Genomic DNA, 16,632 nt, shown 5'->3' with positions numbered 1-16,632 from the left:
ACCTTGTTTGATCAAGCACTTTCCCTACTAAAAACTCACTTCGGTTACAGCTCTTTCCGAAACGGTCAGGAGCAGGCGATTCGGTCAGTCCTAACAGGCCAGAATACCATTTGTGTCATGCCGACAGGCGGTGGTAAATCGATTTGTTATCAAGTTCCAGCCCTCGTCCTTCCAGGTACTACAATCGTCATATCCCCATTAATTTCCTTAATGAAGGATCAAGTCGATACCCTCATCCAAGCAGGAATCCCAGCCACATTTATTAATAGCTCGTTAAGTTATTCCGAAGCCAATTCGAGAATTAACGAGGCCAAACAGGGGAAGTACAAGCTTTTGTACATAGCGCCGGAAAGATTGGAATCCTATGAATTTAGCGAGGAACTAAGGCAGATGGACATCCCATTAGTGGCAGTGGATGAAGCCCACTGTATCTCTCAATGGGGACACGACTTTCGACCAAGCTATCGTCATATTCAGCAGATGGTTGCTAACCTGCCTCAAAAACCGGTTGTACTCGCCCTTACAGCAACCGCAACACCAAGGGTTCGGGAAGATATTTGTGATTCTCTCGAAATAGATCAAGCGAATACAATCATCACCGGATTTGAGCGAATTAACTTATCTTTTTCTGTTATTAAGGGTCAGGACCGTCTTAAGTATCTTCTTGATTACTTAAAAAAGAATCAACAAGAAGCCGGGATTATTTATGCGGCTACACGGAAAAATGTTGATCAGCTATATGAAAGGCTGCGCAAGGAACAAATCAATGTTGCCCGCTATCATGCCGGGATGGGGGATGCAGACCGAGCACGGGAACAGGAAAGATTTTTAGAAGACAAAGCATCCGTGATGGTAGCTACCTCAGCGTTTGGCATGGGGATTGATAAATCCAATATCCGCTATGTAGTTCACTATCAGATGCCGAAGAATATGGAGAGCTATTATCAAGAAGCAGGCCGTGCCGGCCGGGATGGGTTAGACAGCCAATGTATTTTGCTGTATTCTCCACAGGATGTCCAAGTTCAGCGTTTCTTAATTGATCAATCAAGTGATCGAAACAGGATGACCCAAGAACTAGAAAAACTGCAGCAAATGGCGGATTATTGTCATACCGAGAACTGTCTGCAGGAATTTATTTTAAAATATTTTGGTGAAACAGAAACGGAAAGCTGCGGAAGATGCGGGAACTGTTTGGATTCAAGGTCCAGAATTGATGTTACCAAAGAGGCACAAATGGTGCTGTCGTGCGTGATTCGAATGGGGCAGCGTTTTGGGAAAAACTTAACTGCCCAAGTTCTAACGGGCTCTAAAAATAAAAAAGTTACTGAGCTGGGCTTTGATAGGCTAAGTACGTATGGAATCATGAAGAATCAGGGTGCTAAAGAAGTGGGGGATTTTATCGAATTCCTGATTTCACAAGAATTAATCGCGATTGAGCAAGGACAATTTCCAACCATCTTTGTCGCTCCAAAAGGTAAGGAGGTCCTCTTAGGAGGCCAGCAGGTCTACCGAAGAGAAGCTGTTCAGGTCAAAGAAGTTTCGAAAAACGATCCGCTATTTGAATACTTAAGAGAAGTCCGTAAGCGAATTGCTGAAACGGAAAATGTGCCGCCTTTTGTGATCTTTTCGGATGCTGCACTGAAAGATATGTGCGCCAAACAGCCAAAAACCAACGAGGAATTTTTGCAGGTGAGCGGAGTAGGGGAGCACAAGCTGCAAAAGTATGGTCTGGAATTTATTCAAGCTATTCGTAAGTTTCTTGAGGAGAATCCAGAGTATCAAAGTGAAGAAGTACCAGCATCGAATCCACCGAAAAAATCGGCCAAAAGGGCGGTTCGTGATTCTCATTTAGAAACGTATAGCTTATATAAAGAGAATCTGTCTTTAAATGAAATTGCTGAAAAGAGGGACTTATCTCTCAAAACGGTTGAAGAACATATCATCCAATGTGGACAGCAGGGAATGGAAGTTGAATTTAAGGAACTCATTCCGGGGGAATATCTGCCATTACTAGAGCAGGCTGTGGAAACAGCAGGAAGAAGCCGTTTAAAACCGATTAAGGAACTACTGCCTGAAGAAGTCAGCTACTTTATGATTAAAGCATATCTTTATTTTTTAAGTAAATAATCTTGTTTATACTATGATCGGTGTGCTACAGGTTATGAGTGGTTTATAACCGCTGAAGAGCAAGTGAGCGGAGTGTTACGACAGATAAGAGAGGTTTATAACTGCTGAAGAGCAAGAGTTGAAGGTGCTACGACAGATAAGAGAGGTTTATAACCGCTGAAGAACAAGAGTAGAAGGTGCTACGACAGATAAGAGAGGTTCATAACCGCTGAAGAACAAGTGAGCGGAGTGTTACGACAGATAAGAGAGGTTTATAACCGCTGAAGAACAAGAGCTGAGGGTGATACGACAGATAAGAGAGGTTCATAACTGCTGAAGAGCAAGAGATGGAGATCCTACAGCAGTTATGGAGAAACCTCGCCATCTCTTTGAACCCCGGCGAGGTTGTTATCAATAATAATTGTCGAAATCTCAAAGTTCTTGTTGATATTTCCCTGGAAATCTGTCGATAAACAAGGAGATTTTCTTAGTGCGCCTGCTCTTTATCGTATTCTTCTAAAAATGGCTTATTTGCGTAGTAATACATCATCGCCATGAAAACAGCACCGCCAATTAAGTTACCAATCGTTACTGGAACCAAATTATGGACGACACCTGCCCAAGAGATCGTTCCTGGATGATTTAAAACCAATGCAATTGCGAATGTACACATATTAGCAATACTGTGTTCATATCCAGAAAGAAAGAAGCAAAATACAAACAACATCATTGCAAACATTTTTGGGCCATCCCCTTTTAACCCCATTGGAAGGAAAAAGGCCATACAAACAAGCCAGTTACAAAGAATAGCCCGGAAAAATAATTGAGTTGTTGGAACCTGCATTTTGATTTCCACAACATGAAGTAAAAAACTGTTCACGGACGAATCAGCAAAAAGTCCAGTAGTAAAGATAATAAAGGCGAACACCAATGCTCCTAAAATATTTCCGATATAACTGCAAATCCATAATTTTATGACATCTAGCCACGCCATTTTTTTCCTAAGGGCTGCATAGGTGTAGTAAAATGTATTACCGGTAAACAAATCACCACCGCCATAGGCGATTAAAATGATTGCTGCCCCAAAAGTAAGTGCTGCCATAGGATAGGCGAATGGAGAATGTTCAAGATAGAAAAAATTCCCCGTTTTAAAGGCGACAATGACACCAAAACCAATAAACATACTCGCAAGCATGGCTCTTAATAGATAACGAAGGATACTTTGCTTAAAAATCTTAATCTTTTTTAAAGCGAGCTTTTCCGCCTCGCTTAAAGGTTGCATTTCCAAGTTGAATTCCCACCATTCTAACGTTTAATATTATTTATATATTGTAAACTAAAACAGGTATGGTATGTATCTTTTTGGAGAGTTTTCCTAGAATATCCACAATTTCCATAACATAAACTTCTGTAATAGTTATAACAACCCATTTTTCTAGTAATAAGCTATAATAAAAAGGTTTTGAAGACTGATTTTTAAGGAGTATTTATGTTAACTAGAAAAAAAATAACCCCAAAATATGATCCATGGGAAGCTTACTTAGATATTGAGGAGTATGGAAAGCCCCTGCTTTCAAATATTGAATTCACCACAACAACACTATGCAATATGCGCTGTGAACACTGTGCGGTCGGTTATACACTGCAGACAAAGGATCCGCAGGCATTGCCGCTTGAACTGCTATTAAAGAGATTAGACGAAATTCCAACATTGCGGTCTTTAAGTATTACAGGCGGAGAACCGATGCTATCGTTATCCTCTGTAAAAAATTATGTTGTTCCGCTTTTAAAGTACGCCCATGAGCGTGGTGTAAGAACGCAAATCAATTCGAATTTAACTCTTGATTTAGGTCGCTATGAGCTAATTGTTCCTTATTTAGATGTCTTACATATTTCACATAACTGGGGTACAGTCGAAGATTTCGCTCAGGGCGGTTTTGCGAGAATGGAAAAAAAGCCTGATAGTAAACAACGAGAAGCCTATTTTACAAGAATGATAGAAAACAGCCGTGAACTGGTAAAGTCAGGAATAATGGTTTCTGCTGAGACCATGTTAAACAAGCGGACACTTCCCCATTTAGAAAAGATTCACCGTCAAATAGTCGACGAGATGTTATGTCAAAGGCATGAGGTCCATCCTATGTACCCGAGCGATTTTGCCAGCGGCCTTGAAACCCTATCACTTAAAGAGTTAAGAGAGGCTATCCATCATTTATTGGATATTCGTGATGAGAAGATCTGGATGTTGTTTGGAACACTGCCGTTTTATGCTTGCAGTACTAATGAAGAAGATTTACTCCTTTTAAAAAGATTATATAATAGTAAAAATGTTACCGTCAGAAACGATCCTGATGGCCGTTCACGTTTGAATGTGAACATCTTTAATGGTGATATCATCGTAACGGATTTTGGTGATACACCAGCACTAGGAAACATTCAAACAACCAATTTGTTAGATGCATACCACAATTGGCAATCCTCTAAACTAGCAAAAGAATTAAGTTGTCATTGCCCAGCCGCAGCTTGCTTAGGTCCTAATATTTTAGTGAAAAATAGTTATTATCAAGATACGGATTTTTCAACTCTAAAGGCAAAAGTGGTAAAATCCTAATAAATTTATAAGGTTAACCAGTTTCTTGGTTGACCTTTTCTTTATGATATAGGATAAAAATCCCTCATTCTCTTTTGTAAAGGATGATAAAATCAAGATTAAGAAAGTGATTTAGGATGGAGAGTGCCATTGACTTGAAGATATTAACAGTTGAAGATTTAGTTCAAAAATTTTCCTTGGAAGTATTGGCTGGGGAAAATCAATTACAAAAAACCATTACACAAGCTCGATCTCATCGTCCGGGTTTAGAATTCGTTGGCCACTTTGATTTTTTTCCGACTGAACGTGTTCAAATCCTTGGAAGAAAGGAAATTACCTATTTGCATAAGTTAAGCATTGAGGAGCGTCAGATACGAATAGGGAATATCGTTAAATACCACCCTCCATGCTTTATTGTTACAGCGGGACAAGAAGGTCTAACGTATTTAACTCAATATTGTCATGAAGAGGGGATCCCTCTGTTATGTAAGTTAGAGCCACAAACGACTTCTGAATTTATTATGAAGCTTGATGCTTATATGGTAAAAAAATTAGCTCCAGAAGTCGCCGTCCACGGGGTTTGTATCAATGTATATGGAATGGGCATTTTACTTCGAGGTAAATCAGGTATCGGCAAAAGTGAAATTGCCCATACAATGATTGGTAGAGGTCATAGGCTGGTGGCTGATGATATCGTTGTATTAAAAAAGCTTAGTCCACGAACCATTCTCGCCACACATGACGGAAAAACGAAGGAATTTCTTGCTCTCAGAAGTGTAGGCCTATTGAATGTCGTCCGCTTATATGGAAGGAAAGCTTTTCAGGATGAGACGAGAATCGCGCTCGATATTGAGCTAACCAAATGGCAAAAAAATTCCCTTCATAATGAATTGGATCACGAATCTAGATTTACGGAATATATGGGCGTTCGAATCCCTCATATTGAGATTCAGCTCCAACCTGGCCGTGATGTTGCGGGCTTGATTGAAGCCGCAGCCAATAACTGGCTTCTAAAGCAGGAAGGATACAGTGCTGCAGAGGAGTTTATGAGACGACTGGAATCTGATTTGAGCTTATAATAAAGGAAGGCAAAATCCTTAATTCCTTTTTTTCAGAAATCTGTATTCTTAGTTGTTATCTCTTTTATAGTCTGGTGTCTAGCAGCGTGAAGGCCGTAACAAATTATTATGGTCCAACAGAAGTTAAAAAGGCTAATCCATTCTTAATTATGCATGGGATGATGACCCTTTAGTGCCTTATAATCAAGCTGCATTTCAAGAAAAGGGCCAAGCCGCCATCATCTATAAACTTAGTGGTGCAGGACATGGGACTGAGCATTTTTGGAAAAAAAATGTCCTCGATATTGTAAGAGACTTTTTCGATAAATATTTAAAATAACAAAAGTTTGCTTGAAGAGACATTAATTTGTCTCTTTTTTTCGTGGTTTGGAACAATAAAAGGAAGAGGAGGGAAATGAATGGATCATATTCAAGTATTTTTACGAAGCAAGAATTGGTTGGATACCGATTTAGACTCAAGGTATATCAATGTTCATCACCCCTATGCGATCCTTGTTTCCGAGGATGAGGGGCAAATTACTTTAAGAGGTAATGCTGGAATGGACAATGGCCAGAATGGCGAGGAAATCTTTACTTTTACCTCTTTGGAGGAGCTCCAGGAATGGTTTGAAAACAATATTGGAGAGTAGAGACGGGGCATCTGCACCCGTCTTTTTACTCAATTTGGAGAGTTTTTAAATTTTTTAGATAAAGGAAAAAAATATTTTGTTTACCTGCTAAACAAAATATTTTTTCAAAATAGATGTTGAAATAAAAAAAATTTTTTCGTATAATCAATTTTGTTGGAAGTGCTTTCATCGTATTTCTGCAAAAATAGAATAAAACCTAGAGGGGTGGCAGTTTAATGAATGCCTATTTATTACTAGTTACACTGGTCTCAATTGTTATAGTTATTTTAGGAGTTTCATTGTTTAAGTGGCATGCGTTTATTAGTTTAACAGTAGCAGGATTATTCTTGGCAATTATGTCGGGATTAGGTTTAGATAAGATTGTAGCCGCTTACGAAACAGGAGTTGGCGGTACGTTAGGGCACTTAGTCGGTATCTTGGCTTTGGGAACTATTTTAGGAAAGATGTTGTCTGAATCAGGCGCAGGTTTGCAGATTGCAAATTTCTTTATTAAAGTGTTTGGTGAGAAGAAGCTGCCTTGGGCCATGTTTTTATCAGGGTTTGTCATTGGGATCCCTGTTTTCTTTGAAGTTGGAATTTTAATTTTATTACCGCTTGTGATCTCCATTCAAAAAGCATCAAAGCAAAATATCTTATTAATTGGTTTACCAGCAATTGCAGGTTTGTCAATCGTTCACGGACTCGTTCCTCCACATCCTGGTGCAATTGCTGCGATTGGACTTTATGGGGCTAATCTCGGTAAAGTATTACTTTATTCTTTAGTTATTGCAATTCCGGCCGGCATTATTGGCGGACCACTATTTGCGAAATTTATCAATAAACGTGTAGTTCCGGTTGGGGAACCTGAATTAGTTCGTATTGATGACCATATGGATAAAAAGTCATTGCCAAGTGTAGGGATTTCTTTTCTAACAATCTTAATGCCTGTTATTTTAATGGTCTTAGGAACAGCAGCACCCTACTTACCAGTACCAGCGGGATTTGAAAAGTTTTTAGTGTTTATTGGAAGTCCAATTATTGCTTTACTAATCTCTTGTTTCCTTGCTTTTTATTTCCTAGGGTTTCGTCAGGGAATCGATAAAAATAAGATACAGAAATTCACGGAAGAATGTATTCTCCCAGTAGGATCGATTGTGTTAATTATCGGTGCCGGTGGTGGATTTAAGCAGATTCTGATTGAAAGTGGAGTAGCAAAGGTAATTGCCTCTATGTCTGAAGGAATGTCATTATCTCCTCTTGTATTAGCATTTTTAATTGCGGGATTAATTCGAATTGCAACTGGCTCAGCTACCGTTTCTTTAACAACGGCAGCGGGAATTGTTGCCCCAATTGTAGCTAACATGTCAGGTGTTAACTTAGAATTACTTGTTATCGCTACAGGAGCAGGTTCGTTAATGTTCTCTCACGTTAACGATGCCGGTTTCTGGATGGTGAAAGAGTATTTGGGTCTTTCCATTCAAGAAACATTTAAAACATGGACTGTCCTGGAAACGTTATTATCCTTCATTGCGTTCGCAGGTGCACTTATTCTTAATATTTTCGTATAAAATAAAGAGGATGGCCTTAGGTCATCCTCTTTCAATATGAATGAAAAAACTAAATTCTTGTATCGGATATCGCTTCTCTTACTTTTCCTAATGAATGTTTTGCTTTTTCTTTATTAAGGATCATTATATTTACATAGAGCGCGTCAATAAGGCTTAATTGGGCAATTCTGGATGAGAGTGCTTCGGAACGGTATTCTGTTTCTTCTGAACTAGTAAAAAGTGCTACATCTGAATACTGGCAAATTGGCGATTTTGGATAACTTGTGATGCCAATTGTTTTTGCCCCATTTTTTTTAGCCGTCTTTAATACATTGAGAGTGTCTTTATTTGTGCCAGAGTGGGAGATCACCACAGCAACGTCATTTTCTCCTAATTGTGAAGCAGACATCAGTTGGAAATGCGTATCAATAAATGCAAACGCTTTAATTCCGGTCCGTACAAATTTATGAAAAGCGTCCATTGCTACCACATTTGATCCACCAGTACCGTAAAATTCAACCCGTTTGGCCTTCATCAGCAGACCAACTGCTTTTTGAATAGAAGTTTCATCAAGGATTTGTAAGGTGTTTTCTAACGTTCTGATATTTGAATGGAAAATCTTATCGGCCACCGTTTTTTCATTATCGTTTTCATTTATTTCCTCATGAATCTGCTGAATGGGTTCAATGATTTCAGAAGCAAGAGCAATTTTCATGGCTTGATAACCCTTAAAGCCAATTCGCTTGCAAAAGCGGAATACAGTAGCATCAGCCACTTGCAAATCCTCGGCAACTTCATTGATGGTATTATGAATAATTTTATCAGGATTTTCCAAGATATAATCTGCAACTTTTTTTTCTTTTTCACTAAGCCGAGCATAATAAGATCGTATTTTTCCCAGACAGTTTTGAACCATAACTTGTTTTCCTCTCTATAAAAAAAATCGTATCTTTAGTATAGCATGAAATTTTCTGAAAAAATATTTTTTCAGGTAATATTTGATTTAAGAAATAAATTTTCATATAATGTAATTATCAAGAAAAATTTATTTCGGAGGTTTTACTCATGGAAATCGGATTAATAGGATTAGGAAAAATGGGTTTTAATCTTGCACTTAATATAATGGAAAATAATCATCGAGTAGTCGCGTTTGACGTAAATAAGGAAGCTGTAAAAAAACTAAGCGGAGATGGAGCGATTGGTGTGGAGTCTATTTCTGCACTTGTTAATCAGCTTTCCTCGCCAAGAATCATATGGATAATGGTTCCTTCTGGGCCCATCACTGAACAAGTGGTTGAGGAGCTTAAGGGCGTGCTGGCAGAAGGTGATATAGTTATTGATGGTGGAAATTCACACTATAAGGACTCTATCCGAAGGGGAACAGAACTTGGTGATAAGGGCATCCATTTCTTCGACGCTGGTACGAGCGGCGGTATGGCAGGTGCTAGGGAAGGTGCCTGTATGATGATAGGCGGGAATAAAGAGATATTTAGCACAATTGAGCCGGTTATTCGTGATATTAATGTAGAAAATGGCTATTTGTATGCGGGAAAGAGCGGCAGCGGCCATTTCTTAAAAATGATTCATAATGGAATAGAGTATGGAATGATGCAGGCAATAGCAGAAGGGTTTGAAGTTTTGGAAAAAAGTGATTTTGACTTTGATTATGAAAAGGTTGCGCGCGTTTGGAATAATGGTTCCGTCATCCGCTCTTGGCTGATGGAACTAACAGAAAACGCCTTTTCAAAAGATCCGAAACTCGATTCTATTAAAGGGGTTATGCATTCTTCAGGAGAAGGAAAATGGACAATTGAAACTGCTCTTGAACTTCAAGCTGCAATGCCTGTAACAGCCTTGTCACTAATGATGCGATATCGCTCATTAGAGGAAGATACGTTTACTGGTAAAGTTGTCGCCGCTTTACGAAATGAATTTGGCGGCCATGCAGTAGAAACGAAATAACAGGCAAGTAAAAAAGCATCCGGCACTAGCCGGATGCTTCTTTTTTTAGAAAGTATAAACTTTGAAAATTGTCCAGCTCCAGCGCCCTAGCGGCTAGTGTCCTTCGCGCTCCGCCCTACGATAAGTCAACATCGAATCGCTGTCGCTCTTCGTGTTGTCTAGCTCCAGCGCCTAGGGGCTCGGGGTCATAAGCCAATCCGTCAAGAAGGCTAAAGAGCAGCCTTCTCGCCGGCTCGTCTTATGCCTGTCGCCCCTGATCAAGGCGCCTCCGCTTTTCGACTTTCCTTTATCTCAGTTGGAGCACTCCAGGCCATACGCCGCTGACCAGGGCGCCTACGCTTTTCTAATTTATCCATTTCTCTTGAAAACTTGTAATTGGACCATATTCATTTTCTAAAACACGGGAGACACGGATATAGATTGGGGTTAGGTCATTATAAATTTCTACATTACTTTCAATTGGCTGATGGGTATGGGTTGAGCCCACTAATTCAGACATAATCGAAAAGTCCTCAATTTCCCCCAATGCATACATACCGAGAACGATAGCACCAAGACATGAACTTTCAAAGCTTTCTGGGACAACAACCTCTTGATTGAAAATATCAGCCATCATCTGCCGCCATAATTCCGATCGGGCAAAGCCTCCAGTTGCTTGAATCTTGGTGGGAACGCCAATAATCTCCTGAAGTGCAAGTAAGACAGAATATAAATTTAAAATGACACCTTCTAATACCGCGCGAATCATATGTTCCTTTTTGTGATGAAGTCCAAGGCCGAAAAAGGACCCTCTTGCATGGGCATTCCAAAGCGGTGCACGTTCCCCTGCCAAATAAGGATGGAAAATAAGACCATCAGCACCCGGAGTAACTCTGGAGGCAATTTTGGTTAATACTTCATAGGGGTCAATGCCCAACCGCTTCGCAGTTTCTACTTCGCTTGAGGCAAGCTGGTCGCGCACCCACCGGAAGGTCATGCCGCCGTTGTTAACCGGACCGCCAACAACCCAATGATTCTCTGTCAGTGCATAGCAAAAAATTCTTCCTTTTGGATCTGTAACCGGTCGATCCGTTACCGTCCGGATGGCCCCGCTTGTTCCAATCGTAACAGCAACGACACCAGGGTCAATCGCATTAACGCCTAAATTGGAAAGAACTCCATCACTTGCGCCAACTACAAAAGGTGTTTCAGTAGGCAGGCCCAGCTCTGCCGCAAATGGCTGTTTTAAGCCTGTTAAATAATAGGTAGTCGGGACAGGCTCAGCTAGTTTATCGCGGCTAATTCCTGCTACTTCTAAGGCCTCCGCATCCCAAGCAAGCTGTTCAAGATTAAACATTCCAGTTGCCGATGCAATTGAATAGTCGATGACATATTTGCCAAATAGCTTGTAGAATACATACTCCTTTATCCCGATAAATTTACTGGTCTGCTTAAAGAGTTCAGGCTTGTCGTGGCGCAGCCAAGTAATTTTACAAAGTGGTGACATCGGGTGAACCGGAGTCCCAGTCCTTCGATAGATTGCAAGTCCATTAAGATCGTTTTTAATCGTTTCAGCCCAGGCAGTTGCCCGGCTGTCTGCCCATGTTATACAGCGGGTAAGCGGTTTATTTTCATCACTCATGGCAATGACACTATGCATGGCAGAGCTAAAAGAGACAAGTTTAATTTTCTTTGAATCAATTTCACCCTTGCTAATCGCGACTTTGATTGTTTCCACTACTGCGCGGAAAATTTCATCTGGGTCTTGCTCGGCAACCGAGGGGGTTGGGCTAAAGAGTGGATATTCCACATGGTGCATACTTAAGACTGTTCCTTTATCTTTATAAAGTACTGCCTTTGTACTAGTTGTTCCAATATCAACGCCAAGATAGTAAGATAGGTTATCCATTAGACAATCTCCTTCATTATTAAATAGAAATTTTTTCGACTAAAAAAATGCCTAATAATAAAAATATGAAAAAATTTTTCCTATAACGTAATTGTACATGAAAAAATTATTGAGTTAAAACCTTTTTTCTTATAAAGATGTTTTTATACCTGTGGAAATAGTATAGGTAAATGCTTTAAAGACCAGCCATATCTCATTTTTTGTCAAAAAGGAACTTTATATGTAGCGATATGGAAGAACAAGTATAACCGGGGGAATTTATACCTTTAAGGGCTGGTTGTTTTTTTTGAGTTATTGCTTCCAATCCTTCTTTTGTTTTAAACTAGATATTAAATGTTGAAATATGTGGTGAATGAATAGATGGAGAAAATGGTGGTTGAACAAACTTATGAAATTATGGAAGTATGCCTGCTTGCAGGGAAAATTATGCTACAAAGCGGTGGGGAAACCTATAGGGTTGAAGACACCATGATGCGGATAGCCGCTTCCTTTGGCATTGAAAAGTCTCACAGTTATGTTACTCCAACGGGGATTATTTTCTCAGCGGAGGGGTCAGAGCCCACAAAAACAAAACTGATCCGAATATCAGAGCGGTCAACAGATTTAAAAAAGGTTGCCATGGTGAATAGTATTTCGCGTAGTATTAGCAGCGGAGAATTGGATTTAGAGGCAGCCTTGCGCAAATTAAAGGACATCGAAGAGTTAAATGTCACTTTTCCTTTTGCCTACCAGGCAGCCGCTGCATCGCTTGCCAGTGGTTGTTTTATGATTATGTTTAACGGGGGATGGAATGATTTTATCCCCGCAATGATTTCTGGCGGGGCAGGGTATATAAGTTTTATTGCCTTTCATCGTTTTGTGCCAATTAAGTTCTTTTCAGAGTTTTTAGCTTCATTCGTAATCGGATTACTTTCATTATTATTTGTAAGAACCGGTGTGGGGCATAAATTAGACACGATTATCATTGGTTCCGTCATGACGCTGGTGCCTGGGCTGTTAGTTACCAATGCCATTCGGGATCTAATGGCGGGACATTTGGTATCTGGTCTGTCAAAAGGGGCTGAAGCTTTTTTGACGGCGTTTGCGATTGGGGCCGGAATTGCGTTTGTATTATCATTTTTATAGCCTGGAGGTAAACGAGGATGACCATCTTTTCACAAGTTATAACCAGTTTTCTTGCTACAGCAGCGTTTGGGATCCTGTTTAATGCACCAAAGGAATCCTTACTAAAATGCGGTCTAATCGGAATGGGCGGATGGTTAATTTATTTTCTTCTTGTGGAATATTCACAGGATCCGATCGTGGCAACTTTGGCTGCAACGATTTTTATTGCGCTCCTCAGCCAAGAGATGGCGAAAATTTATAAGATGCCCGTGATCATTTTTAGTGTTGCCGGTATTATTCCATTAGTTCCTGGCGGGCTAGCGTATGACGCGATGAGAAATATTGTTGAAAATAATTATAATGATGCGATTGCACTCGCCGCAAAAGTCCTGATGTTGTCAGGTTCAATTGCTTTTGGTTTAGTCTTTTCAGAAGTCATTAATCAGATTGCAAAAAAAATAAAACAAGATAGAATAAAATCAAAAAATCTCCTTTAAGAAAGGGGGTTTTTTTTAAGGTTAAATTAAGAAAAGGCAAATATAATAATAGCTGGTAATAATTTTCCTTTATCCAAAAAGTAAAATTTGGTATGGTTATATAGTAGTAACTTACTAGTTTATCAAGATCAGCAAAGAATTCAACAAGGAATGGTTTATCTGCATATGAAAAAATTTCTAATTCTCATTGGAATTCTCTTACTGTCCGCTGTTGGTGTAAGGACGATTTATGCGGTCGTATCTGAGAGGCAAGCAGCTGCAAAGGTTTGGGAAGCAGTTCCTCTAAAAGTACGGGAAGTGGAACTTCAGGCGAAGGAAGCTCCCAAATTACCAGATAGTATCATATTGGATGTACCATTAATTAAGCAAATGGATGCACCATTGCTTTATAACGGCTGTGAGGTGACCAGCCTTGCGATGATTCTAAATTATGCTAGTATAAAGGTAACAAAGAATGAGTTAGCTGAACAAATTAAAACAGTCCCGTTCACCTATAGTAATGGCAAAAAAGGAAATCCTAATATCGGATTTGTCGGAGATATGGCTCATGGACCGGGACTTGGAGTTTATAATGGACCTGTATTCGAATTAACGAAGAAATATGCCGGAGACAGAGCTGTAAATCTAACAGGTAAACCATTTTCTGACATTTTAAAAGAGGTAGGACAAGGGCATCCTGTCTGGATTATTACCACGTCAAGCTTTGCACCAATCTCTGTTTTTCAAACCTGGGATACACCTCAGGGGAAAGTTAAAATTACTTTTAGAGAACATAGTGTGGCTGTAACTGGATATGATGAAAATTCTATTTATATAAATAATCCATACGGTGGAAAGAATATGAAATTAAATCGTGAGAACTTCATAAAGGCTTGGGAACAGATGGGCAAGCAAGCGATCTTTATAAAAAATTAATAAAGAGTCCTGTATTTTATGTACAGGACTCTTTATTTTATCGATGAAATTGGACGAAGGCAGAGGAAATATCCCTCTGCCTTCTTTTTTAAAAAAAGATTCATTTAGTTAGAACCTATTGTAACTTGTGAATGGGTGTGTTAATTACTATCAGCCATTGCAAGGTAAAAATTCAATTTATTGTAATTGTTAATAAAAACAAGTTTGCCGCGGTTATTCTTCCACCTGATGGTTTTATACCTAAACGATGTAAGCCCTACCTCTCTTACATCCTAACGGCTCCGAAGCCGATCCAGTGTGAATAAGTTTTTATCTTAAAACATAAGCAGAATGCCAGAAAAAAAATTCTTACATTGCATTATCTTCTCTATTACAAGTTACTGTTTATTTGTGAGGCACAAAAATTAATATTACACTATATTTTCTCGTATGTCAATGTTTTTCAAGCTTCAATTAAGAATGTCGTAAATATCTTACATGGGACAGAGATTTGTTCGTTCGGAAAAGCACTGAAAAAAAATAAAAAGTTCATTCTTTTTATTTTTTAATATATATATAATGATTTTCTGAAATAACGTATTAAGTGTGTAAAACAGTTGATGATAGTAAAAAACAAGTGAAATTAGTGTGTGTTTTTGGGAATTAATGTCTTGGAACTATTTTGAAATAGTTTATTTTTTAAAAATTTATTGCTTTTTCTGAAAAATGATATTATTATATCCAATATAAGTTTTAAATATTTTTTCAGAAATTTCCGAAATCAGCCCGAGGGGGGTTATAGAATGAATTTATTTAGAAAGAAATCTATACAAGAGCTTATTCAAGAAGTTGGTCGAAGGGATGTAACCTTAAAGAAAGAGTTAGGAGCATTTGATTTATCAATGCTTGGAATTGGTGCCATTATTGGAACGGGTATATTTGTCCTAACAGGAGTAGCTGCTGCTGAACATGCAGGTCCTGCCTTAATCCTTTCCTTTATCATATCAGGGTTAGCCTGTGTATTTGCAGCTTTATGTTATGCGGAGTTTGCTTCGACGGTTCCAGTTTCCGGAAGTGCTTATACTTACAGCTATGCTACATTTGGTGAGATCATCGCATGGATTTTAGGCTGGGATTTAATTCTTGAATATGGACTTGCATCATCAGCAGTAGCCAGCGGGTGGTCAGGATATTTCCAAGGATTGTTAGCAGGGTTTGGAATTCATTTTCCTAAAGCTATCACTAGTGCTTATAATCCTGCGAATGGAACGTTTATTGATGTTCCAGCTATCTTAATTGTATTCATTATCACAATGCTACTAACACAAGGCGTAAAAAAATCTACCCGATTAAATACGATTATGGTTCTTATCAAACTGGCAGTTGTCGTATTATTTATTGTTGTGGGAGTATGGTATGTTAAACCAGGTAATTGGACTCCGTTTATGCCGTTTGGATTCTCTGGTGTGACAACGGGTGCAGCTACAGTCTTTTTTGCTTACATTGGTTTTGACGCTGTTGCTACAGCCGCCGAAGAAGTGAAAAATCCACAAAAAAATATGCCGATTGGTATTATTGCATCACTGTTAGTATGTACGGTTTTATATATCCTTGTATCTGGTATATTAACTGGGATTGTTCCTTATCAACTGCTAGATGTTAAAAACCCTGTAGCGTTTGCTCTTAACTACATTCACCAGGATTGGGTGGCAGGTTTCATTTCGTTAGGAGCTATTGCCGGTATCACGACAGTATTATTAGTTATGATTTATGGACAAACACGTTTATTCTATGCAATCAGCCGGGATGGCTTACTTCCTAAGGTATTTTCTAAGGTAGATAAAAAGAAGCAAACACCAATGGCGAACTCTTGGATCACTTGTATATTGGTATCAATCTTTGCAGGATTAGTTCCATTAGGAAAGCTTGCGGAATTGGTGAATATCGGTACATTATTTGCCTTTATGACTGTATCAGTTGGAATCTTATACCTTCGTAAAAACAAACAGTCTCCTAAAACGGGCTTCCGTGTACCGTTTGTACCCTATATCCCGATTCTCGCTTTCTTATTCTGTGGCTATTTAGCTCTTCAGCTTCCAGCTATATCATGGATTAGTTTCGCTATTTGGCTAGTGCTCGGATTGTTTGTTTACTTTGGTTATGGACGCAGGCATTCAACGCTAAATTATAAAGCCGACCGAATCAAGAACGTCAGCTAAACAACTGGTAAAAAGAACTTGCTTTTAGTAAGTTCTTTTTTTTTGTGAAGGAAAAATCGAAAAATGTCGAAATTAATCGATTGGACAAAAATATTGTCATTTTAATGTAGAAAAGATGGTAGAATAGGAGCAGAGAGT

The 16,632-nt window shown here is 39.0% G+C and carries 14 protein-coding genes; 11 read left to right on the top strand and 3 right to left on the bottom strand.

The features are described 5' to 3' along the window. The first annotated feature begins 3 nt into the window (after nt 1-3). Entirely contained in the window at nt 4-2,127 is a 2,124-nt protein-coding gene (gene recQ / locus J7E81_RS06165; protein WP_215041286.1) for a DNA helicase RecQ, read from the top strand. A 466-nt stretch (nt 2,128-2,593) separates the two neighbouring features. Here recQ and J7E81_RS06160 read toward each other — a convergent pair whose 3' ends face one another. Further along, a complete protein-coding gene (locus J7E81_RS06160; RefSeq protein ID WP_374104001.1) occupies nt 2,594-3,388 on the bottom strand; it encodes a formate/nitrite transporter family protein in 795 nt (264 codons plus the stop codon). A gap of 207 nt (nt 3,389-3,595) precedes the next feature. Here J7E81_RS06160 and yfkAB point away from each other — a divergent pair, with 207 nt between their 5' ends. From yfkAB to J7E81_RS06135, 5 genes are all read left to right on the top strand, one after another. Then, nucleotides 3,596-4,717 carry a radical SAM/CxCxxxxC motif protein YfkAB gene (yfkAB, locus tag J7E81_RS06155; RefSeq protein WP_215041284.1) on the top strand — a complete coding sequence of 374 codons (1,122 nt, stop codon included), beginning with the start codon at nt 3,596-3,598 and terminating at the stop codon, nt 4,715-4,717. A 116-nt stretch (nt 4,718-4,833) separates the two neighbouring features. After that, nucleotides 4,834-5,775 carry an HPr(Ser) kinase/phosphatase gene (hprK, locus tag J7E81_RS06150; protein ID WP_374103990.1) on the top strand — a complete coding sequence of 314 codons (942 nt, stop codon included), beginning with the start codon at nt 4,834-4,836 and terminating at the stop codon, nt 5,773-5,775. 172 nt (nt 5,776-5,947) lie between these two features. Continuing rightward, nucleotides 5,948-6,094: a hypothetical protein gene (locus tag J7E81_RS06145; protein WP_215041283.1), complete on the top strand. Its 147-nt coding sequence runs from the start codon at nt 5,948-5,950 to the stop codon at nt 6,092-6,094. A gap of 79 nt (nt 6,095-6,173) precedes the next feature. Next, the gene (locus J7E81_RS06140; protein ID WP_215041282.1) at nt 6,174-6,404 is read left to right on the top strand and encodes a hypothetical protein; all 231 of its coding nucleotides are present in this window, start codon (nt 6,174-6,176) and stop codon (nt 6,402-6,404) included. Between the two features lie 215 nt (nt 6,405-6,619). Continuing rightward, complete coding sequence (locus tag J7E81_RS06135) at nt 6,620-7,951, top strand: GntT/GntP/DsdX family permease (RefSeq protein WP_215041281.1); 1,332 nt, start codon at nt 6,620-6,622, stop codon at nt 7,949-7,951. Nucleotides 7,952-8,000: 49 nt separating this feature from the next. Here J7E81_RS06135 and J7E81_RS06130 read toward each other — a convergent pair whose 3' ends face one another. Continuing rightward, complete coding sequence (locus J7E81_RS06130; protein WP_215041280.1) at nt 8,001-8,846, bottom strand: MurR/RpiR family transcriptional regulator; 846 nt, start codon at nt 8,844-8,846, stop codon at nt 8,001-8,003. A 149-nt stretch (nt 8,847-8,995) separates the two neighbouring features. Here J7E81_RS06130 and gnd point away from each other — a divergent pair, with 149 nt between their 5' ends. Beyond that, the gene (gene gnd / locus J7E81_RS06125; RefSeq protein ID WP_215041279.1) at nt 8,996-9,892 is read left to right on the top strand and encodes a phosphogluconate dehydrogenase (NAD(+)-dependent, decarboxylating); all 897 of its coding nucleotides are present in this window, start codon (nt 8,996-8,998) and stop codon (nt 9,890-9,892) included. A gap of 343 nt (nt 9,893-10,235) precedes the next feature. Here gnd and gntK read toward each other — a convergent pair whose 3' ends face one another. Then, nucleotides 10,236-11,780 carry a gluconokinase gene (gene gntK, locus J7E81_RS06120; protein ID WP_215041278.1) on the bottom strand — a complete coding sequence of 515 codons (1,545 nt, stop codon included), beginning with the start codon at nt 11,778-11,780 and terminating at the stop codon, nt 10,236-10,238. Nucleotides 11,781-12,140: 360 nt separating this feature from the next. Here gntK and J7E81_RS06115 point away from each other — a divergent pair, with 360 nt between their 5' ends. From J7E81_RS06115 to bcaP, 4 genes are all read left to right on the top strand, one after another. After that, on the top strand, nt 12,141-12,905 hold the full coding sequence (locus J7E81_RS06115; protein ID WP_215041277.1) for a threonine/serine exporter family protein: 765 nt from the start codon (nt 12,141-12,143) through the stop codon (nt 12,903-12,905). 17 nt (nt 12,906-12,922) lie between these two features. After that, nucleotides 12,923-13,381 carry a threonine/serine exporter family protein gene (locus J7E81_RS06110; protein WP_215041276.1) on the top strand — a complete coding sequence of 153 codons (459 nt, stop codon included), beginning with the start codon at nt 12,923-12,925 and terminating at the stop codon, nt 13,379-13,381. A 165-nt stretch (nt 13,382-13,546) separates the two neighbouring features. Then, a complete protein-coding gene (locus J7E81_RS06105) occupies nt 13,547-14,296 on the top strand; it encodes a C39 family peptidase (protein ID WP_215041275.1) in 750 nt (249 codons plus the stop codon). A 782-nt stretch (nt 14,297-15,078) separates the two neighbouring features. Next, the gene (gene bcaP / locus J7E81_RS06100; protein ID WP_215041274.1) at nt 15,079-16,494 is read left to right on the top strand and encodes a branched-chain amino acid transporter BcaP; all 1,416 of its coding nucleotides are present in this window, start codon (nt 15,079-15,081) and stop codon (nt 16,492-16,494) included. The last annotated feature ends 138 nt before the right edge of the window (nt 16,495-16,632 follow it).

This window comes from Bacillus sp. ISL-18 (genome assembly GCF_018613415.1).
Classification (GTDB): Bacteria; Bacillota; Bacilli; order Bacillales; family Cytobacillaceae; genus Neobacillus.
The sequence above is the reverse complement of the archived record's forward strand: the minus strand, read 5'-3'. Positions and strand labels throughout refer to the sequence as shown.